This window comes from Nostoc sp. DSM 114160 (genome assembly GCF_053470305.1).
Genome location: NZ_JBPFGO010000003.1, coordinates 1,130,555 through 1,149,682, shown reverse-complemented (window position 1 = coordinate 1,149,682; position 19,128 = coordinate 1,130,555). Strand labels below are relative to the sequence as shown.

The following is a 19,128-nucleotide window of genomic DNA, read 5'->3' as shown; positions in this document are numbered from 1 at the left end:
TTTATTGTCGATCTTAATCTTCCTCTGGGTTCTAGCAAACTGAGCAAGATAAAGATTAGATTGCGATCAAACCTTGATAAAAACTGTCTACTGTGGATATTTCTATTCTCATTCAAACATTTATCGCTGTGTTTGTCTTGGCGGATGCTGTGGGCAATATACCGATTGTTTTAGTTTTGACTAAGGGCATGATGCCAGACCAAAGAAACAAAGTTATAGATAAAGCAATTATCATTGCGATCGCAGTTCTTTTGCTATTTGCCTTTGCAGGACAAATAATTTTAAATTACTTGGAAATCAGTATCGGCTCTTTGCAAATAGCAGGAGGAATATTGTTGCTGTTAATTGCTTTGCAAATGCTGCGGGGAGAATTAGATAGGCCAATTCTTGAAGAAGGACGCGATGTCGCAATTACCCCACTAGCTTTACCGCTGCTAGCAGGGCCGGGGACTTTGACGACGGTAATGTTGCTGATGTCGAAATCACAGAGTCCGCATATTGCTGTGGTGGTGGGTATCTTAGGGGCAATGTTTATCACTTGGTTGATTTTGCGTTTAGCAAATCTGATTGACCATTGGATTGGTGCAGAAGGTGGAGTAATTGTGACTCAACTTTTGGGTTTTCTGTTGGCGGCGTTAGCGGTGGAAATTGGTAGTACAGGAATTAGGGAGTTGTTTTTGAGGTAGAAAACTCCTAAAATAACGTGAGTTCGATGAACTTCTCCCGGACAACCTCCCTCTCCCACGGGTCAAGGGAGGAGCAACGATAAATTAGGGTTTTGGCTCTCCTCTCCGTGTTGGAGACGGGTTGGGGGAGAGGTGAAAAAAGGGCTTGTAGAACTCACACTAAAATATTCAGAAACTGTATACAAATGTAAACAAGTTTGAGAAACGAGAAATTCGCGGCTCTCAAACTTGTTTATGAAAATTAACTTAAAGTTAGAACAAAATGGATAACTCAAGAGGATTTTATTACCGATTGAGTTTCAAAGATGCTTTTCGAGAGTGGAAGCTAATGTAGTTTTAGGCACAGCGCCGACCACCATATCCACTTTTTGCCCACCCTTAAAAATCATTAATGTGGGAATGCTGCGGATGCCGTACTGACTAGCAACATTCGGATTTTCATCTGTGTTGACTTTTACGACCTTTATTTGACCTTTGTACTGTTCGGAGATTTCATCGACAACAGGAGCTACCATACGGCATGGTCCGCACCAGGGTGCCCAAAAGTCAACTAAAACTGGTACATCGCTGTCGAGTACTTCTTGCTTGAAACTAGAATCGGTAACTTGTGCGGCTGTTGACATGCCTAAAACCTTCGCCAATAATATCTGAGCTTGGTGAAAATTCTACCATAGCAAAAACCTCAGCTTGGGAGTGCGAGGATGTACATTTGCAAAGAAGCTCTCTTATTTTATTTACAAACATAAGGAACCGCCCGAACAGTAGTCCGGGCGGAGTGTGGTGTGAGGAGTGAACGGAAACATGCGTCTCCGCTATCTCTATTGTAAGCGACATATCGGATTTTTCCAGCAATTGTTTTAGGGGCCAGAAAAATTTATTGAAGGATTAGGGATTAGGGAAGAGGTGACAGGTGATAGGAAATAATCTGTAGCCTGTAACCTCTAACCTGTACCCTACTCCCTTCACTTACCCATACCTAATTGTTGAGCTTTTTGGTAAACTTTGCCTTCGGTTAATAAAGAAGGTGCAATCACAACTTCCACCTGCTGCATTTCTTTAATATTTTTCGCTCCCAAAGTGCCCATACTGGTCTTTAAGGCTCCTAAAAGATTGTGAGTACCATCATCTAATCCTGCTGGGCCAATCAGTATTTGCTCTAGGCTACCAGTGGTGGCAACGCGAATGCGGGTGCCACGGGGCAAAACTGGGCTAGGAGTCGCCATACCCCAATGATAACCTCGTCCTGGGGCTTCTGCGGCTCTGGCAAAGGGGGAGCCAATCATCACACCATCAGCGCCACAGGCGATACATTTGCAAATGTCGCCACCAGTAATTAAACCGCCATCAGCAATAATGGGGATATAGTTGCCAGTTTCGTTATAGTAATCATCTCGTGCTGCGGCACAATCTGCGATCGCAGTCGCCTGTGGCACACCCACACCCAACACTCCACGAGAAGTACAAGCAGCACCCGGCCCAATTCCCACCAGTACCCCAGCCGCCCCAGCTTTCAACAAATTCAACGTAACTTCGTAAGTCACGCAATTCCCCAACACCACAGGGATGGGCATGGAACGGCAAAATTCTGCTAAATCGAGTGGTACTAAAGACTCTGGTGACAGATGTGCAGTAGAAACTACCGTAGCCTGGACAAAAAATAAATCTGCCCCAGCTTTTGCCACTGCCTCACCGTATTTACTTGCACCGGCTGGAGTCGCACTCACCGCTGCAATGCCGCCTTGTTGTTTAATTTCCTGAATACGTTGTTCAATTAATTCAGGCTTTATTGGTTCGGCATAGAGTTCTTGCATGAGGGCAACAAATTCATCTTTTCCCACAGAGGTAATCCGATCTAATATTGGCTCTGGGTCGGCATAACGAGTTTGAATACCCTCTAAGTTGAGGACACCTAATGCTCCTAACTGTGACAAACGTACAGCCATACGAACATCTACTACGCCATCCATAGCACTAGCAATAATCGGGATTTCTCGCTCAATATTGCCAATACGCCACTTAGTATCTGCCAAACTGGGGTCTAGCGTTCTATTACCAGGGGCTAGAGCAATTTCATCTATTCCGTAAGCTCTGCGAGCTGTTTTTCCCCGCCCAAGTTGAATTTCCACGCTTTAACTTTACTCAAATCTGTTTAAGCTAGGGTATCAAATTGTGGGGAAATTTGGGGCGTTTTTTCCCTAACCATATAAGTGACTAGTGATGGTTGTCATTAGTCATTTGGATTTTGACCGATTAAAAATCCAAAATCAGTTTGATTTACCGTTTATTTTTAGCGGCATCCACACCAGTGTAACCAGTTGCTAACCAAATTATCGCTCTAGCTCCATCACGAATAGATTTTTCGATAGATTCAGGGGGTTTTTCGGAAGGAACTGGCACTGGTTTTAAATAAATACCCCGACTACCCAAAATAATTTCGCCAATGACACAAGCCCGACGCATGTGAAAATCTGAAGTAATCAAATAAACGCTCTTAATGCCGCGAGCTTGCAAATCATCTACCAAAGTAGTAAAATTAGTAACTGTATCTACTGCTTCATAATCCAAGTGTAAACGTTGAGGATCGACACCAGCTTTGGTAAACACTCTTTGGGTGAATGTACGTGGACTGCCGCCTGTAATCCAAATCGGTATATTTGGATGCTCGCGAACGAATTTGGCTGTAAACTTTTCTCGCTCTAAATGTCTCGTTGAACCACCTAAGACTAGGACTGCTTGCGGCTGCACAAATTGGTTTTGTACTTCTTTGTATCCTAACCACATAAATATTGGTAGGACAAAAGCCATAAAACGAAAAGATTTATTTGTAAAGAGTAGCTTATTCAAGGCTCAATAACTTAATTTACTTGGTACACAATTTTCTCTGGCTATAAGAAAAAACAATTGATAGTAGAGTAGCAAACTTCCCAAGAATCTGCCCAAATACTGCCCAAATATAAATTTGGTTAGTTTTTGTGTAACAGCGCGATTAAGCGTGCCTGGAGTTTTTCCTCTAATTGATGGATTATCCTAACCGATATCGGACGATTCATCAAAGGGTTTTAACCACTTTATATAGTTGTTCTCAATTGCACGGAATACTGGAGCCAATCGCATGGGCGGATATCCCGACTTGTGAGAACTGGCATACCACTTTTATAGGTACAGCAATGCTCTTACCATATTAATTGCTGTATATATGAATTGTCTAAAGATAACGGGACTGGTGCGACTTGAACGCACGACCTGACGCTTAGGAGGCGTCCGCTCTATCCAACTGAGCTACAACCCCAACTGCGAAGCATATATAATTATAGCAGTAGTTTTAGGTAGACTGCCAAAAATTATCCCAAGAGCCACCGCCTACTTCTAAACCACAAAGAAAACTTTTTGCTTTTAAAATTACTTTAGATTTTCTGCCATTTAGTTCTCGTAACTCTAAATTCACTTTTCCTTGCATAGTATCTCGGCAACAGTATCTTAAACCTTCTACTGTCGGCGCACGTAGAGGTGTACCAGATAAATCTGTGGTTCCTGTTAATTCAATTTCATAATTAGAGTTACTAGCTTTCATTTGCCATCTACCCCAAGGCTGAATTTCCCACTCAACTTGGGAATTCCAGGGAACAAATTCATAAAACTTACCTTGATAGTGCAGTCCAATCATCGCTACAGATTCCATCCACCACAGCACACCCCGCCGTCCCACCACCAGCAGTTAATGCTAAGTCGGGTTCGCCCTCGAAGCAATTACAGTTTATCCAAAACCATTTCTGAGGAAAAGCACCACCCCAATTTTTCTCGCCGTAGGCTGGGGCGTTAGTGAATTCGTAGATTTTGCCATTCCAGTCAATCTTTCCACTGGCTAAACCGTGAGCCATCAAAATTTGCCATCCAGGTTCAAAAATCTGCAAGAATGACAGCCAGCCTGCGGTTGATTGCTGAATGCCATTTTGATTGCCCCAACCGTATACTGGTTGAATTTCATACTGCCAACGGCAATAATTATTGGTGGCGCGATCGCGAATTATTCCCTGATTCAAGGTGGCTGTGGCTTGATATCCTTCTTGGACGTGATACTCAAACTCTGCTGGGAGTAAATATAGGGGAGAAACTTGCAAATTATTTTTACCCCAATGACCTAAACCCAAAACATCCCGACTACCCCAAAATTTATTGACATCAGGAAAAGTACGGCAGAGGTACTCATCATCTGGGCCGAGGATTTGAGCTGCACCGCCACTGTAAGGTTTACCGCCGATGGGATCTTCAATAGAGTACATAAAGGCAAATGTTTGCCTAATTTCCGGTAGTGTGACGCGATAATACCAACCTTCAAAGAAACGGCGACTACTACCATCCCAGTGATAGCCAGAATGGGGTGTTTGGAGAGAATTTAGGGGAATAGTTAACATAGATTTATCTAATTGCCGATTTTTTCAGTATGCGCGACGATCGCTTCGATATTAATGATGCTTATGAAATTCTTGGGCTAAAACCCGGTGCCTCTCAAGCACAGGTGAAGCGAACTTACCGTAAACTGGTGAAAATTTGGCATCCCGATCGCTTTGTCGAGCAAAGACAAAAACAGGAAGCTGAAGAAAAAATCAAATCAATCAACGCAGCTTACAACAGGCTCAAATCCGAAATTCCATCTGAGCCTCCTATTCCTAAAAATCCATCTTCATCTTCGCCTAAAAATCCCCCAAAAATATCTGTCAATCGTTGGGATGCAGAAACTTTTTACACTTTAGGAGTAGAAAATGCTACACAAGGAAGATATGAGGATGCGATCGCAGATTTTACCCACGCAATTCGTCTCAATCCTGATTATATTGACGCGTATAAATATCGTGGACTAGTTTGCTCACAACTGGGATACGAATATAGAGCCGCTTCAGATTTAAATAAAGCTGCACAAATAGAAGAAGAGTTAAGAAATCCGGGGAGTACGCAAAGATCGCGATCGCCCAGATATGATGCATCAAAACCTAGACCTCTAGTAGAAAGATTTTGTCAAAGGATAAAAAGTTTACTGCGGCTAAATCGGCGTTGGAGATAAGGAGTGAATCTAGTTGAAGACACTAGAGATGGAGTTAGATAATACTTATACTTGGGAATACTAAGTGTAGTAAGAATTGCTGCCGATTTCTTAGTATTCATCGTATGAGCGATCGCTTTGATATAAATCATGTTTACGATATTCTTGGGTTGAAACCAGGTGCATCTGCTGATGAGGTCAAGCAAGCTTACCGCCAGATGGCTAAGACTTGGCATCCAGATTGTTTTATTGAACCGCAGCAAAAGCTAGAAGCAGAAAAAAAAATCAAAGAAATCAATCAAGCTTATGCAAGATTAAAGTCTTATCAGCCAAATCAGACAAATCAATCTGCTTCCACTTTTACCAAAATTGATTTCACTGCATCTAATGCTGAAAGTTTCTACAAATTGGGCATGGAGAAAGCTCAAAAAGGAAAATATACTGAAGCAATTGAAAACTTTACCCAAGCGATTCGTCTCAACCCCAACTATTTTGAAGCCTACAAATACCGAGGGCTTGCTTGCTCGAAACTAGGATATGAAAATAGAGCCAAGTCAGATTTTAAAAATGCCAGAGAACTGGAACTGAAACAGAAAAAAGCATCGCCAAAGCCACCAACGCCGCCACCACCACCCCAACCGACATCGCAACCGCCAAAGCCACCAACGCCACCACCTGAATCACAGTCTCAACCTTCACCCTGGAAATGTGTACACACCCTAACTCATCTAAACTGGGTTTTTACAACTGCAATCAGTCCAGATGGACAAACTTTGGCTAGTGGAAGTAGTGATAATACTATCAAGATTTGGCATCTCGACACAGGGAAATTACTACATACTCTCACTAGTCATACCAAATGGGTAAGATGCCTAGCCTTTAGCCCAGATAGCCAAACTCTGGTTAGTGGCAGTGATGATAGCAGCATAGTCATTTGGCAAGTATCTACAGGTAAATTACTCAAGACCCTGAAAGTACATTCAACCCCAGTTTTTTCTGTAATCTTTAGTCCAGATGGTCAAACTATCTTGAGTGGCGGTACAGACACTACTATAAAGGTTTCCCATATAGAAATAGGACAATTACTGCAAGTCCTCAAAGGTCATTCTTCCTTCATTTATTCCCTTACCACTTGCCCAAAACAACAGATTTTTGTCAGTGGCGGTGCGGATAATACCATTAAGCTGTGGAATTTGAAGAGTAACAAACTGATGCAAACTCTCAACGGACATTCAGGTTGGGTAATGTGTGTTGCTATTAACCCTGATGGGCAAATTTTAGCTAGTGGCAGTTATGACCAAACTATCAAGCTATGGGACATTAGTACAGGTAAGCTAATTAACACTCTTGCCGGACATCGCAGCTATATTTGTGCGATCGCTTTTAGTCCCGATGGTCAGCATCTTGTTAGCGGTAGTGCAGATCGTACTGTGAAGATATGGGATGTTAACACGGGACAAGAACTTTACACTTTGGATAACCATTCAGATTGGGTTAACTCTGTTGCTTTCAGTCCTGATGGCAAAACTTTGGTTAGCGGTAGTCGAGATATGACTATCAAGCTTTGGCGATGCGATATCTAACAACAAATTAAAAATTTAAGTAGATAGACATAATTAAACATCAAGTAAAATCCTAGTTCGTAGTGAGCAATTCATCGCTCAAAGAAAGGATTATAGGACTAAAGTCCTTACTACAAACTTTAATTGATTTACGTCTAGCTACTTAGAGAATTGAAGCAAATTGCTGGATTTTTCGATCTAGCCATTAACTGACAGTTAAATAACATCCATCTTTGGGATACTCTTTCTGTTGATTAAGTATTAACTCTCTAAAGATTAAGTATTAACTCCCTGGAGATAGAGCCATTTGTTTGAGGGCAGAGGTTATTCTGAGATTACCAACAGTTGAGTAGCAAATAAAACTCAATATTTATCAGCAACATATATTTTTCAGTTCATTAAAACCTTTTGTTTTCACAAAGCTTTAGTTCGTCAATATCTTAATCTGAGGAGTTAAATCAACGGCTATGTCTATTCCCAATGAACGCGAAATCAAAAATAGTGAAGTTAGACAAGAATCTTACACTGATATTAATGGCAATACTCAAACCCATTTGACACAAACTAGTGAAACAGTCAAGAACAATACAACTAATCCCAGCTCTTACACTAGCGGTTACGTACATGGTCGAAATGTTGAGCGTAGCTACCAGCAAGCAGATTTAGCCCAACGTGATGAAAACAATGCTAGTGGTGGGTTGCTGTTGGGTATTATCATTACTTCCCTGCTTGGTTTGGTTATAGGTGGGGTTTGGTACTTCAACCAGCAGAATAACGCAGCAGTTAACAATGCTGTGCCGGTCGTGGTTCCTGTACCAAGTAAGAGCGAGCCAACTCCCAGTGCATCTCCTCAACCACAAAAGACGATAATCGAAGAAAGAACTAGGGAAGTACCTGTACCTGTTGCTGTTCCTGTTCCCCAACAGCAAGTTACACCTCCGTCTGCACCTCGCCAACCGGATATTAACATTACTATTCCACCCCAGCAGCCTGCGGCAGAAAAAGCACCTTCTGTAACCCAGTCAGCCCCTAAAGCGACACAAAGTCCGGCGACGAGTTCAACTACTAATACTCCGGCTTCGCAGAACGATAGTTCTACTAATAGTGTTGCTCCTGGTACAAAAAGTGACACCTCTAAAAGTACTACACCTCAAGGATTAGACCAGTCAAACAGTACATCTAATAGCGATTCTTCTACCGCAGGCGGTTCTGGTCAATAACACCTTCTGAACTTTCAGCCCACTTGGTAATGTTGGCGTGAATGCCAATATTACCAAGTGGAACAAATTTTAAGCAATATTTCTGAATTGTTGCGATAAATTAATGGGATTCAAGTTTAGTAAAGGTGTCTTGTAGCTAAACAAACACAATGCTAGATTAAGACCAAGGTACAAACAGGTTAAAAGTTAAACAAAAAGTTTCAAGTTAGAGCCTGTGCCTCCTGCTCTAATCTTATTGCGATCGCTATCCTTGGTTGTGACATCCGTTGAATGTGTTTTTGCCTTAAGTTCAATGAGTTGTTTTGGAGGTTTTAGAACGCACAGCCAGAAAATGCCTGCCTAGTTGGAATATAAGGATGTGCAATTTTGAATAAAGCGATCGCGAATACTGTCCACCTTATTTTGAGTTAGTCATTTCTGAATTCTTCAATCTTCAAGAAACCGCCGCAAGCTATTGAGATTTATCCATCGTAGCTTCAGGCGGTTTCTGTCATTTGTCATTTGTCCTTTATTTAGACCAATGCCCAATGACTAATGACTAATTAAAGTAATTACAGTCACTTCAGGCGGACAAAATAAACGTCCTGGTTTATAAGTTCCTAAACCACGATTGACATATAGTTGATTTTCTTCCACCTTGTGAAACCCTTGCGCCCACTCCCAATATCGAACTACTTTCGAGCAGTCTCCTAATAAAAATGTCACCCAACGCCGCAATTTTTTGGGAATTTGTTTAAGTAGCTTTTTGTAATAGAGTACTAGAGGGCCAATGCCCGGAATGACGATGTGACCACCGTGGGTATGACCAGATAGTTGCAAATCTACGCGCCATTGTTGCAATATCTTGGCTGTATCTGGGTTATGAGATAAAACGATGCGCGGTGTAAGCGAATCTAGTTGATTCATTACTGGTGCAGGGTAAAATTCCTGCGACCAATAATCAGCTAGTCCTATCAATGGTAATTCTTTTCCTAGTGGATAAGCGATTTCATTCCAAAGCACATGTACCCCAATGCTGGTTAACGCTTGTGTAACTTCTGCTTTGGAGTGGCTGTAATAGATATCGTGGTTCCCAAGTACGGCGTAGATACCACAGCGACTTTGCAGATGTTTGAGTCGAAGCACCAATTGATGGATTGGTGTGGGATTGTCAGTTACGTAGTCACCAGTTAATAGAATTAAATCTGGTTCAGCTTCATTAGTAAGTGCGATCGCTTTTTCTAACATCTCTTCCGACAGTCGCAAACCATCGTAATGAAAATCTGACAACTGTACTAATGTTGTACCTTGTAAAGATGCAGGAAGTTCTGCAATCTTAACCGTTATTTTATCTACTCTTAAATGTCCCGTAAACAACCAATGCATAAGTTAACCGATACTCCTCATACCAGCGCTTACAGCTTACCAAAAATCAAAATGTAACTTGATAAAATGCAATAATTTATGTCATCTACTTCAGATACAATTAATTCATTGATTTAATTTTGCTGATTTAATTTTGGCGATGAGAGTAGCAGGTTATGTCTAAGTTTGCAGGCACTCATTAGCCAGAATACCTGCTGAAATTGCGTTCTTTTTTGTTAAATTTGGTAATTACCTACTCACCTTGTAGCGTGATTATAGTAACTTCTGGGCGGCAAAATAAGCGTCCTGGGAGGTAAGTTCCCAAACCACGATTGACATATAGTTGATTTTTTCCTAGCCGATGCAAACCCTGTGCCCATTCCCAATGTCTGACTACAGAAACATTTTCTTCCAAAAATGGGACTCGACGCCGCACTTTTCTAGGTATTTTTTCTACAAGCTTTTCGTAAAACAACGCCGCAGGGCCAATTCCGGGAATCAAGATTTGACCACCGTGAGTATGACCAGATAATTGTAAATCGACTCGCCATGCTTGTAATATCTCCGCAGTATCTGGGTTATGGGATAAAACGATGCAGGGTGTGTCGGGATTTAGCTGGTTCATAACTGGTGCGGGGTGAAACTCCCGTGACCCAATAATCAGCCAGTCCAACGAGTGGTAATTCTTTTCCTAGTGGATAGGCAATTTCGTTCCAAAGGACGTGAATTCCAATGCTAGTAAGGGTTTCTGTAACTTCTGCTTTTGCGTGTTTATATATATCGTGATTGCCAAGGATAGCATAGATACCACTGCGACTTTGCAAATGTTTGAGTCGAAGTACCAGTTGGTGAATTGGTGTGGGATCGTCAGTTACGTAGTCACCAGTTAATAAAATTAAATCTGGTTCAGCTTTGTTAGTAAGTGCGATCGCTTTTTCTAACATCTCTTCCGACAGCCGCAAACCATCGTAGTGAAAATCTGACAATTGCACCAGCTTTTTACCTTGTAACGATGCAGGCAACCCTGCAATGTTAACCGTCAATGCTTCTGTACTTAACGGCCCAGATAATAACCAATGCATAAGACGTTCAATAAAGCTCAATCATAGCGCTTACAGCTTAACTGAACATTGTTGATTTGTGTGTAGCGACCAGAGCAACTTATTGGAAATTTTATGAAAGCTGTATATTTTAGTGTATTTATACTTAGTTAAAATCAGACGTAACTTTGCTGTTAATTATGTCAGTTTATTTGGGTAAAGTATATTGTATTACATACTACCACATTGAACCAAAACACCTAAGGCTGTTTATGTCGTCATTATTAGAGCCACAATTTAGCCAGAATTTTCCCCGCTTTAAGCAGCACGTAGAAACACTGATTTGTAAAGCAGGTTGGACAGTTGAAACTGCAAAGATCAATCAACCTGACTATGATCTAGTGGTCAAAAAAGAAAACCTAGTTGTTGTTGTTCAGGTTAAATGGCTAAAAAGTAATGTCACAGCGCCACAGCTTTTAAAGTTTGCTGACTTTTTAGATTCTGACGAAGGCAAAAAATTTAATTTTGGTTGGTTCATAACTACAAAAGGATTTGGCGGTCCAGCATTGGCATTAATGAGAACCTGGAGTAAAGATACTAAAATTCGCTGTGGGATTGCCCATGAAAATAAGCTGGTTGCGATTCCTGGCGGCGAAAACCCTCCCCCACCTCCGCCAAAAAAAGTTTACTTTGGAGTTTTTACCTGTAAAGGCGGAGTAGGAAAAACAACTGTGGCAGGTCATTTAGCAGGAGCATTAGCGCTGCAAGGATTTAATGTAGCACTTGTGGATTTAGACCCAGAACAAAATCTGCAAAAATTAGTAGGTGATGGGGTTTTTGTTCCCAATCCTAAAGGGGTAGGTACAACGATTCAAGTTTTTGATGGAAATGATTGGAATGAAGATGCTGCCCGTGACTGTCAAATAGTAATTTGCGATTGCTCACCAGCATTAGAGCGTAATCCCTCAGAGCTAGTTAAGCGATTAGATTATTGTATTATCCCAACAACCTTCAATCCATTGGGAATAAGTAAGCACGGTAAAGTTATTCAAGATACTGTTAAAGAAATACGTGAAATCAATAATTTAGCTCATTTATTTGTATTAGTTAACAACTTTAAAGACCCTGGTATTAAGCGCTTAAAGCTTCTAAAACAAGTTTATTCTAATGCTTATAAAGAAATTAGTAAAGTAGATAAAAAATTTCATTGTATAGATCCAGAAGAAGTTTGTATTCGGACTAGCGATCTACTTTACTACTGGGGTATACATATACTCGAAAATCCAGAAAATCCTGCCAGTAGATTAGCCTTTGATCTAGTTGGCGGAAGATGCTACCCGCGTGAAGATTTTATCAACTTAGCAGATTATATTGAAAGAGAAGCTGGTATAGGAATTCTTAGAGCTAATTAAGACTGCTTAAGATCAGTTTGCACTTAGCGATCGCTAGTCTTCCTATATAATTTTTAGCAAAACCTGTGTTGAAACTGAGGGCTTTTCTTACATACCTAATGGATTTTTCAAACCCCTTCTAAGCCATAATACCCATTACTAAGGCTAATTTTGACTATTTTATTGCAAAATAATCAAAAAAATAACGCCTACCTGTAATTTTTTGGTGACGTTATTTTTTGAATTTAATTCACAGTTAAAAATAGTTAAATGAATTTGTTAAATCTTTGTCATTGATTGACCGCAATTTTTTATACAGCACTGCGGTTAGTTAATAAATTCCACAAGAAGACTGCAACAATTGCACCAAGAACTGCTACTGCAATACCTGGAATGCTCAGACTAGGAGCTGCTAGGGTTAAAGTTCCCGTACTGAAAAATACACCTAAACTACCGCCAACAAAAGCACCGATGATTCCTAACAATATAGTTCCTAGAATTCCGCCACCTTGATGACCGGGGTAGATAGCTTTTGCGATCGCACCAGCAATTAGACCTAAAACAATCCAAGCAAGAATATTCATTGTTGTTAAGTTGGTAAACGTTTTTGACTTACAAGTACATATTAACGATCTTCATTTTTGACTTAATCTACCATCAGAATTAATTATGAATATCCATTAGGAATAGTTTAATTGCTACTAGATTTTTATATTGCGCCTACCATCCTGCTTAGGACAAGTCGGCTATGAATAGGTGTGACATGCCAATGTCCTAAGTTGTCCGATCGCTGCTATGTGACCCATTTGAGGTAGATAGTCAATTAAAAAAAAGCTCCTAGTAGGTCTTTAACTAGGGGCTTACATAAACTATTGCTTGGTAATTGCAGTATATGCATTTTTAATTAGCTCTCTCCTCTACTAGAAGAATTAAGCTGAGTTTTTAGAGACTGTCTCTAAAGTAATGTAAAGGAAGCGAAATCAGGTGATTGAGACGATCGCCTATCCCTTTGCAAGTTCATGTCTAGTTTTTAACTTTTAATTGCTTATCCCGCGCTCGCTACCAATAACTTGATGGTTGATAAAAGGCAACAATCTGCGGTAAGACCAATGCATACTTAGAAAAATCAGACTTACTAAGATTAGCAGCATAACGCCCAGAATCGTTGTATATGCCTTAGTGCGCCACCAAAAGCCATTCGCACCTAGTCGCACAACCTTCCATAAGTTAGCTGCTATATCAGCACTTTCAGAATCGTGAATGATGATTGGTAAGGATGCTGCTGTGTTTTGTCGTGCAATTGTCATTTTAATTACTCCTTTAAACCTAAATGCTGAAGTATTAATTTTAAACTACGGTAACACTATAGGTTTTATGTTATTTGTATTTAATATCTCATAGCTTGATGCAATAAGCAAGTTTTCAGGGCATTGGGAATAGGGCAAAACAGTTGTGCTAATATTACTCAGCACTCTTGAGGGGCATTGGGCATTAGTATTAAAAATTAGTATTTACTAGATTGAAAACTATTCTCTAGTCTCAATCCCTACTCCTAGTCTCCAATCTCTAGTCAAAATGCCTAATCAAATTTGGTTATCACAGTTGGAAAAACACCGAGCGATCGCAGTTATCCGCGCCCCTCAAATGGAACTGGGACAACAAATGGCAATGGCTGTAGCATCTGGGGGAGTGCAGCTAATTGAAATTACCTGGAATAGCGATCGCGCTGGAGAATTAATCAGTCAACTACGTTCGGAATTACCAGCCTGTATTATTGGCACTGGTACGCTATTTAACGTGCAGCAGTTACAAGATGCGATCGCATCTGGGGCGCAATTCCTCTTTACACCCCACGTTGATTCGGCAATGATTCAAGCAGCACAAGAAAAAAATGTCCCTATCATACCAGGAGCGCTGACTCCTACAGAAATTGTTACCGCTTGGAGCCAGGGCGCTAGTTGTGTAAAAGTGTTTCCCGTGCAAGCAGTGGGAGGGGCTGATTATATCAAAAGTTTGCAAGGGCCGCTGGGTGAGATTCCCTTAATTCCTACTGGCGGCGTGACTCTAGAAAATGCCAAAGAATTTTTGCAAGCTGGAGCGATCGCTGTCGGTTTGAGCGGAGAATTATTTCCCCAAAAGCTTGTCATAGAGAGAAATTGGTCAGCGATCGCAACTCAGGCAAAAAACCTGATGCAACAGTTAGGTTAACTTAGAATCAAATCATCAAAATTCACGTCTATTAAAGTAATAGATAGGGAAATAAAGGTGAAACCCGATCGGTTTCTCAAGACCCCCATGATTTGAGTGTGAGTGTATCTAAAATGAAAAGACAAATTTCTCCTGACTGGGTGCGTCGCTTACAAATAATTCTCACTGGTACAGTACTGTCCCTAAGTGTTTTTACTACTACTGGAACCAGTGAAGTTTGGGCGAATTCCAAAAATCAAGTGATTGCACAAAAAATTCAGACATTACAACAATCAAATCAGCGCTGGATTCAAATTGATCTTTCCAAGCAAAGATTAATAGCTTGGCAAGGTGACAAAGTGGTTTATGGAAGTGCTATTTCCTCTGGCAAAAAAGCTACTCCTACTCTTGTCGGTACTTTTAAAGTTCAATCTAAGTTTAAAACTACCCGGATGCAGGGAGAAGACTACAATGTTCCCAACGTTCCTTATGCAATGTTTTACCAAGGTAATTACGCTATTCACGGAGCTTATTGGCATAAAAAATTTGGCACTCCAGTGAGCCACGGCTGTGTGAATGTTGCACCTAAACATGCTAAATGGCTATTCGAGTGGGCATCCGTAGGGACACCAATAGTCATTCATAAATAATATGTGAAGCAGCCAAAAGGCAATTTAGGTAAAATCATAAATAACAACAAATCAAAACAATTAAGTGATTCCCAGCATAAAATCATGCTGGGAATATTCGGAGTCGTAATTACGGAAATTGAAATAAAATATAGAAAAGGGCATTAAATATTTGCCTAAAAAATAAGCGGAAATCCTGACAATTACTGTGTGAAATTACAAATGCAAATATGAATTCGGGGAAAGTTTGCATTTAGACATTTAAATGACAGATTCTTTGTAAAGGTTGTCCTTTGTAATTGGTCATCGGTCATCATTTAACAAATGACAAATGACAAATAAAAGATGAACTGCGTAAATCCTCGACAGGAAGTTAGAAGTCACTTTGGAAATTTGTAGTTTTCCAGAAAATTACTTCACTTGATGATTTTTGCGTAGTTTAGAAGATAAGGCATAATGCAAACTTGGATTCGCCGCAGTGGGATTCGTTCTTCAGCAACTTTTTGTACTGGCGTGGCATTGATGGTAATGACTTTATTCTCTTGGTCATCGCCGTTAACAGGTACACCAAACTCGACTACAGCAACAGCCACCTCAGTAGATCAAAACAGCACTAATAATATTAGCCAACCTCGCTGGATTGAAATTGACTTGTCAGAACAACGTTTACGTGCATGGGAAGGTAATAAACTTGTTCATTCATACCGCATTTCGGGAGGTAAGCGATCGACTCCTACACCCATAGGTAGATTTCGGATTAATTCTAAGTATCGTACTCATCGGATGCGAGGCAGAGGCTACAACATTCCTGACGTTCCTTACACAATGTATTTCTACAGAGGCTATGCCATCCACGGAGCTTATTGGCATAACCGTTTTGGCACTCCAGTCAGCCACGGTTGCGTAAATTTACCTGTTAAGCAAGCTGGCAATCTTTACAGATGGGCTTCAACGGGAACTTTAGTAGTAGTGCATAAATGATCGTGAATCGATCGTTGCTGCAATCATTACCTTGATGTATGGACAGGTGGGTTATGCGTCAGCGCACCTGTTCATATATACTAGACCTCTTGGCATTTGTGCCTTTTGCAAGAGGTCGGGAAATGGGGAAAGGTTAAAGGGGAATGTTAATTCTATCCCTTTTCCCTTTAACCCTTACCCTTTACCCGACAAATGTCAAGAAGTCTACTGCCCTGATGACCTTAGTATTTTGGTATTTCTACCAAAGCAGCAGCCAGTGCTACTCCAGGGAGAAGATTTTTTACCTGTATTACCAGAAATTGAACTTGCATTAACTGTCAATCAAGTTTTTGGATGATTAAAAATGGGCAATTAAAAATATACATTTGTCGTTAAGTGTATGCTTTTTGATGAGAATATAGACATTAGTTATGTCTATAATAGACATGATTATGAATAAAAGAGGTTTTAGATGAACTGGAGAATTGCAGAAGCGAAACAGAGGTTCTCCGAACTAATTCATGCTGTCACCAAAGAACCGCAACTCATCTACAACCGAAATCAACTGGTGGCTGTAGTTGTTGAAGCTGAGATGTTTGAAGAATTTTTGACGTGGCGCAAGCAGCGCGAAAAGATTTCTTTAGCTGAGGTTTTCAAAGAACTACGTCAGATAGCTGCTGAGGAAGATTATATTCTCGAAGTACCCTCCCGCCAAGACCGTCCTAACCCTTTCGCTGATGCCATCGATGACTTTTCTTTGTGACACCAATATTATCAGCGAATTAGTAAAACTTCAACCTAACTCTGGTGTACTGAAATGGGCAGAAAGAGATTTTTCAATAGTTCTGAGTGCCATCACCGTTGAAGAAATATTTTACGGACTGACATCCAAGCCCAACCCTAGAATTCAAATATGGTTTGAGAACTTTTTGGGAAATAATTGTCAAGTATTGCCTATCACCATTGAAATTGCCAAGCGCTCCGGTGAATTGCGAGGTCAACTAAGATTAAGTGGGAAAACACACACCCAAGCAGATATGATGATTGCTGCTACTGCTCAAATTCATCAATTGACTTTAGTAACGCGCAACATCCGGGATTTCGATGGCTGCGGTATCCCACTTTTAAATCCTTTTAGTTAATTAACTCAACTGTGCCACAAGTTGATTTTCCAACAGCGTGTCATTAGTTAACAAGTCTTCAACAGTGATTCGCAAAAAGCGTTGCTCATCAACTTGAAAGAGGATTTTGATGCGATCGCTTCCAGGATATCCGGTTGGTGTCAGTTGGGCAATTGTCTTCGCACCTTCTCGATCGTTGAGGGGTTTGACGCTGGTTTCACTATTGTCCAGACGGCGAGTAATCAAGCGATCGCCATCAAAATAAACTTCAGTACTACCCGTATCTGCTCCCAATTCTCCCATAATTAGTTCAATGCTGGGCTGATTTTCTACAGAAGCGCCTAAGACTAATTCCACTGGCTGAGTCATTGGGTATGCTTGTCCGGCTTTAATTAAAGAATGCCATTTGTGACGCTGGTTGCGGCGATCCCAGTAACGGATACCATAACTATGGTAGAGAAAGTCTTTGATTTGCACACCTTGAGCTAATTGTAATGCACCTTGAGCGATCGCTTCAAAAGGACGTTCGCAACGGATTTTTTCTGGCTCAAAATACTGTTTAATCCATGTCTGCACTGCGGGTAATTGCACTGTGCCACCAACTAACAAAACTGCACTAATATCTGGAAGTTCTATCCCTTGCCGTCTTGCTTGCTGCAACAGTGTGGTCATCGACTCATCAAGTAACTCAAAAAAGGCGTGTTCTTTGAGGATATCGTCAAAAGTATCGCGGTTTAGTTCCAGTTCATAACTTTCAAATGTCTCATCGTCAAAATAAACTTCACTAGCTTGGTTTTGAGTTGATAGCTGAATTTTTACCCGTTCTGCCAATCGTGTTGTCAAGGGACTTACAGCCAACTCTTGAGTTTTAGCAAAGTAATCTACCAACCAATTATCAATATCAGTACCGCCTAGATTTTGCCCTGCTTTCGCCAGTACACGGGCAGTTTTGACTTTTTGTTTTGAATCTTCAGCCAAGGACTTATTACCCCATTTGAGGAGAAATCCCAAGGGCTTTGTGCTTGCCTGCACGCTTTGATCCAACCGAACAAGAGACAAATCCAAAGTACCACCGCCGAAGTCAATCACCAAGAGAATTTCTCGATCTGCCAAACCATAACCTAAAGCGGCGGCTGTGGGTTCATCCAGCATTCGTACTTGTTCAACAGGGAGGCTTTGACATACTGTCCCCAACCAATGACGATAGGCTTCAAAACTGTCTACAGGTACGGTTAACACCAGAGAATCTAACCCACCTTCCAGGGGTGCTAGTTCTTCAATTACTTGAGTAAGGAACCATTGCCCTACTTGTTCAAAGGTGACAATTTGCCCATCTAGTTCGGGTAAGAAACCTTGAATCTCTGCACCAATACCGCGTTTGAAGCTGCGGAAAAATCGCGTTTCGCCTTTGAGGTCAAAACCGCGATCGCGTACTTGTTGCCCGACTAAGACTTTATTTTGGGCTGCGTCTTCAACATAAACCAAGCTGGGAATCAGTGGCGGATTGAGACTTTGTTTAATTGATAAGCCCGGTAGAGTCAGGGTTTCTGGCTGTTGGGTTACAGGGTTCCAACGAGCAATGACTGTGTTGCTAGTACCAAAATCGATTGCGATCGCCATATTTTATATTTATTCTCTCGCACGAAGATGCCAAAGCTGCTTTATTTGTGATTATTCTCTATAAGTTACCAAGAAAGCAAATGCGCCCATAGGCATAGTTCTTTGCATCCCAATCCAGATATCGATTCAGTCTGTTGCAGCGAAGTGTTAGCTGCAACGCATAGCATAGTTAGACAACGATCCTGGGTTTTGACGCAATACTGTTCGGTTAAGGCAAGAGACACGATGAATCGCCGTCTCTACAATAATCAGTCTTTTGTAGAGACGGCGATTTATCGCATCTTTGGCGATCGATATTAAAGCAGTAGATATCAGATGGCTATTGGGGAG

General features: G+C 41.0%; 18 protein-coding genes, 1 tRNA gene and 2 pseudogenes. 11 read left to right on the top strand and 10 right to left on the bottom strand.

The features are described from left to right. The first annotated feature begins 92 nt into the window (after nucleotides 1-92). Nucleotides 93-686: a MarC family protein gene (locus tag NSTCB13_RS30340; RefSeq protein ID WP_448266337.1), complete on the top strand. Its 594-nt coding sequence runs from the start codon at nucleotides 93-95 to the stop codon at nucleotides 684-686. 299 nt (nucleotides 687-985) lie between these two features. Here the strand turns inward: NSTCB13_RS30340 and trxA are convergent, their stop codons facing one another. The 5 genes and pseudogenes from trxA to NSTCB13_RS30315 form a co-directional block, all read right to left on the bottom strand. After that, nucleotides 986-1,309 (bottom strand): thioredoxin, encoded by a 324-nt coding sequence (gene trxA / locus NSTCB13_RS30335; RefSeq protein ID WP_104909616.1) that lies wholly within the window; start codon nucleotides 1,307-1,309, stop codon nucleotides 986-988. 339 nt (nucleotides 1,310-1,648) lie between these two features. Then, the gene (locus NSTCB13_RS30330) at nucleotides 1,649-2,812 is read right to left on the bottom strand and encodes a GuaB3 family IMP dehydrogenase-related protein (protein ID WP_322670253.1); all 1,164 of its coding nucleotides are present in this window, start codon (nucleotides 2,810-2,812) and stop codon (nucleotides 1,649-1,651) included. Between the two features lie 148 nt (nucleotides 2,813-2,960). Next, nucleotides 2,961-3,491 carry a YdcF family protein gene (locus tag NSTCB13_RS30325; protein WP_445626759.1) on the bottom strand — a complete coding sequence of 177 codons (531 nt, stop codon included), beginning with the start codon at nucleotides 3,489-3,491 and terminating at the stop codon, nucleotides 2,961-2,963. Nucleotides 3,492-3,901: 410 nt separating this feature from the next. Next, nucleotides 3,902-3,975: transfer RNA gene (locus NSTCB13_RS30320), tRNA-Arg, on the bottom strand. A 33-nt stretch (nucleotides 3,976-4,008) separates the two neighbouring features. After that, a pseudogene (locus tag NSTCB13_RS30315) lies at nucleotides 4,009-5,098 on the bottom strand (tocopherol cyclase family protein). 29 nt (nucleotides 5,099-5,127) lie between these two features. Between NSTCB13_RS30315 and NSTCB13_RS30310 the strand changes: the two are divergent. The 3 genes from NSTCB13_RS30310 to NSTCB13_RS30300 all read left to right on the top strand — a co-directional run bounded on the left by NSTCB13_RS30310 (nucleotide 5,128) and on the right by NSTCB13_RS30300 (nucleotide 8,506). Beyond that, nucleotides 5,128-5,745: a DnaJ domain-containing protein gene (locus NSTCB13_RS30310; RefSeq protein WP_448274778.1), complete on the top strand. Its 618-nt coding sequence runs from the start codon at nucleotides 5,128-5,130 to the stop codon at nucleotides 5,743-5,745. A 104-nt stretch (nucleotides 5,746-5,849) separates the two neighbouring features. Continuing rightward, on the top strand, nucleotides 5,850-7,307 hold the full coding sequence (locus tag NSTCB13_RS30305; RefSeq protein ID WP_448274777.1) for a WD40 domain-containing protein: 1,458 nt from the start codon (nucleotides 5,850-5,852) through the stop codon (nucleotides 7,305-7,307). A 446-nt stretch (nucleotides 7,308-7,753) separates the two neighbouring features. Continuing rightward, nucleotides 7,754-8,506 carry a hypothetical protein gene (locus NSTCB13_RS30300; RefSeq protein WP_448274776.1) on the top strand — a complete coding sequence of 251 codons (753 nt, stop codon included), beginning with the start codon at nucleotides 7,754-7,756 and terminating at the stop codon, nucleotides 8,504-8,506. A gap of 531 nt (nucleotides 8,507-9,037) precedes the next feature. Here NSTCB13_RS30300 and NSTCB13_RS30295 read toward each other — a convergent pair. Both NSTCB13_RS30295 and NSTCB13_RS30290 read right to left on the bottom strand, forming a co-directional pair. After that, entirely contained in the window at nucleotides 9,038-9,871 is an 834-nt protein-coding gene (locus tag NSTCB13_RS30295; RefSeq protein WP_445626764.1) for a metallophosphoesterase, read from the bottom strand. Nucleotides 9,872-10,103: 232 nt separating this feature from the next. Then, nucleotides 10,104-10,932 (bottom strand): annotated as a pseudogene (locus NSTCB13_RS30290) (metallophosphoesterase). A gap of 230 nt (nucleotides 10,933-11,162) precedes the next feature. Between NSTCB13_RS30290 and NSTCB13_RS30285 the strand changes: the two are divergent. Beyond that, nucleotides 11,163-12,302: a nucleotide-binding protein gene (locus tag NSTCB13_RS30285; RefSeq protein WP_448274775.1), complete on the top strand. Its 1,140-nt coding sequence runs from the start codon at nucleotides 11,163-11,165 to the stop codon at nucleotides 12,300-12,302. 290 nt (nucleotides 12,303-12,592) lie between these two features. Here the strand turns inward: NSTCB13_RS30285 and NSTCB13_RS30280 are convergent, their stop codons facing one another. After that, nucleotides 12,593-12,865 carry a GlsB/YeaQ/YmgE family stress response membrane protein gene (locus NSTCB13_RS30280; RefSeq protein ID WP_445626767.1) on the bottom strand — a complete coding sequence of 91 codons (273 nt, stop codon included), beginning with the start codon at nucleotides 12,863-12,865 and terminating at the stop codon, nucleotides 12,593-12,595. A gap of 453 nt (nucleotides 12,866-13,318) precedes the next feature. Then, complete coding sequence (locus tag NSTCB13_RS30275) at nucleotides 13,319-13,588, bottom strand: hypothetical protein (RefSeq protein ID WP_448274774.1); 270 nt, start codon at nucleotides 13,586-13,588, stop codon at nucleotides 13,319-13,321. A 268-nt stretch (nucleotides 13,589-13,856) separates the two neighbouring features. On the opposite strand from NSTCB13_RS30275, the gene NSTCB13_RS30270 reads away from it, so the two are divergent. From NSTCB13_RS30270 to NSTCB13_RS30250, 5 genes are all read left to right on the top strand, one after another. Further along, a complete protein-coding gene (locus NSTCB13_RS30270) occupies nucleotides 13,857-14,489 on the top strand; it encodes a bifunctional 4-hydroxy-2-oxoglutarate aldolase/2-dehydro-3-deoxy-phosphogluconate aldolase (protein WP_448274773.1) in 633 nt (210 codons plus the stop codon). Between the two features lie 113 nt (nucleotides 14,490-14,602). Further along, nucleotides 14,603-15,118 carry a L,D-transpeptidase gene (locus NSTCB13_RS30265; RefSeq protein WP_448266324.1) on the top strand — a complete coding sequence of 172 codons (516 nt, stop codon included), beginning with the start codon at nucleotides 14,603-14,605 and terminating at the stop codon, nucleotides 15,116-15,118. Nucleotides 15,119-15,553: 435 nt separating this feature from the next. Next, nucleotides 15,554-16,078: a L,D-transpeptidase gene (locus NSTCB13_RS30260; RefSeq protein ID WP_445626771.1), complete on the top strand. Its 525-nt coding sequence runs from the start codon at nucleotides 15,554-15,556 to the stop codon at nucleotides 16,076-16,078. 451 nt (nucleotides 16,079-16,529) lie between these two features. After that, the gene (locus NSTCB13_RS30255; RefSeq protein WP_445626772.1) at nucleotides 16,530-16,820 is read left to right on the top strand and encodes a type II toxin-antitoxin system prevent-host-death family antitoxin; all 291 of its coding nucleotides are present in this window, start codon (nucleotides 16,530-16,532) and stop codon (nucleotides 16,818-16,820) included. After that, nucleotides 16,795-17,199 (top strand): PIN domain-containing protein, encoded by a 405-nt coding sequence (locus tag NSTCB13_RS30250; protein WP_448266322.1) that lies wholly within the window; start codon nucleotides 16,795-16,797, stop codon nucleotides 17,197-17,199. The genes NSTCB13_RS30255 and NSTCB13_RS30250 overlap by 26 nt, the downstream gene beginning before the upstream one ends. Here NSTCB13_RS30250 and NSTCB13_RS30245 read toward each other — a convergent pair whose 3' ends face one another. After that, entirely contained in the window at nucleotides 17,200-18,798 is a 1,599-nt protein-coding gene (locus NSTCB13_RS30245; protein WP_448274772.1) for an Hsp70 family protein, read from the bottom strand. It lies immediately after the preceding gene. A gap of 102 nt (nucleotides 18,799-18,900) precedes the next feature. Here NSTCB13_RS30245 and NSTCB13_RS30240 point away from each other — a divergent pair, with 102 nt between their 5' ends. After that, complete coding sequence (locus tag NSTCB13_RS30240; protein ID WP_448266320.1) at nucleotides 18,901-19,098, top strand: hypothetical protein; 198 nt, start codon at nucleotides 18,901-18,903, stop codon at nucleotides 19,096-19,098. The last annotated feature ends 30 nt before the right edge of the window (nucleotides 19,099-19,128 follow it).

Coding starts and splice junctions, on each gene's coding strand:
- trxA (WP_104909616.1), bottom strand. CDS start 1,309: ATGTCAACAGCCGCACAAGTTACCGATTCTAGTTTCAAGCAAGAAGTA.
- NSTCB13_RS30325 (WP_445626759.1), bottom strand. CDS start 3,491: ATGGCTTTTGTCCTACCAATATTTATGTGGTTAGGATACAAAGAAGTA.
- NSTCB13_RS30310 (WP_448274778.1), top strand. CDS start 5,128: ATGCGCGACGATCGCTTCGATATTAATGATGCTTATGAAATTCTTGGG.
- NSTCB13_RS30305 (WP_448274777.1), top strand. CDS start 5,850: ATGAGCGATCGCTTTGATATAAATCATGTTTACGATATTCTTGGGTTG.
- NSTCB13_RS30300 (WP_448274776.1), top strand. CDS start 7,754: ATGTCTATTCCCAATGAACGCGAAATCAAAAATAGTGAAGTTAGACAA.
- NSTCB13_RS30295 (WP_445626764.1), bottom strand. CDS start 9,871: ATGCATTGGTTGTTTACGGGACATTTAAGAGTAGATAAAATAACGGTT.
- NSTCB13_RS30285 (WP_448274775.1), top strand. CDS start 11,163: ATGTCGTCATTATTAGAGCCACAATTTAGCCAGAATTTTCCCCGCTTT.
- NSTCB13_RS30280 (WP_445626767.1), bottom strand. CDS start 12,865: ATGAATATTCTTGCTTGGATTGTTTTAGGTCTAATTGCTGGTGCGATC.
- NSTCB13_RS30275 (WP_448274774.1), bottom strand. CDS start 13,588: ATGACAATTGCACGACAAAACACAGCAGCATCCTTACCAATCATCATT.
- NSTCB13_RS30270 (WP_448274773.1), top strand. CDS start 13,857: ATGCCTAATCAAATTTGGTTATCACAGTTGGAAAAACACCGAGCGATC.
- NSTCB13_RS30265 (WP_448266324.1), top strand. CDS start 14,603: ATGAAAAGACAAATTTCTCCTGACTGGGTGCGTCGCTTACAAATAATT.
- NSTCB13_RS30260 (WP_445626771.1), top strand. CDS start 15,554: ATGCAAACTTGGATTCGCCGCAGTGGGATTCGTTCTTCAGCAACTTTT.
- NSTCB13_RS30255 (WP_445626772.1), top strand. CDS start 16,530: ATGAACTGGAGAATTGCAGAAGCGAAACAGAGGTTCTCCGAACTAATT.
- NSTCB13_RS30250 (WP_448266322.1), top strand. CDS start 16,795: ATGCCATCGATGACTTTTCTTTGTGACACCAATATTATCAGCGAATTA.
- NSTCB13_RS30245 (WP_448274772.1), bottom strand. CDS start 18,798: ATGGCGATCGCAATCGATTTTGGTACTAGCAACACAGTCATTGCTCGT.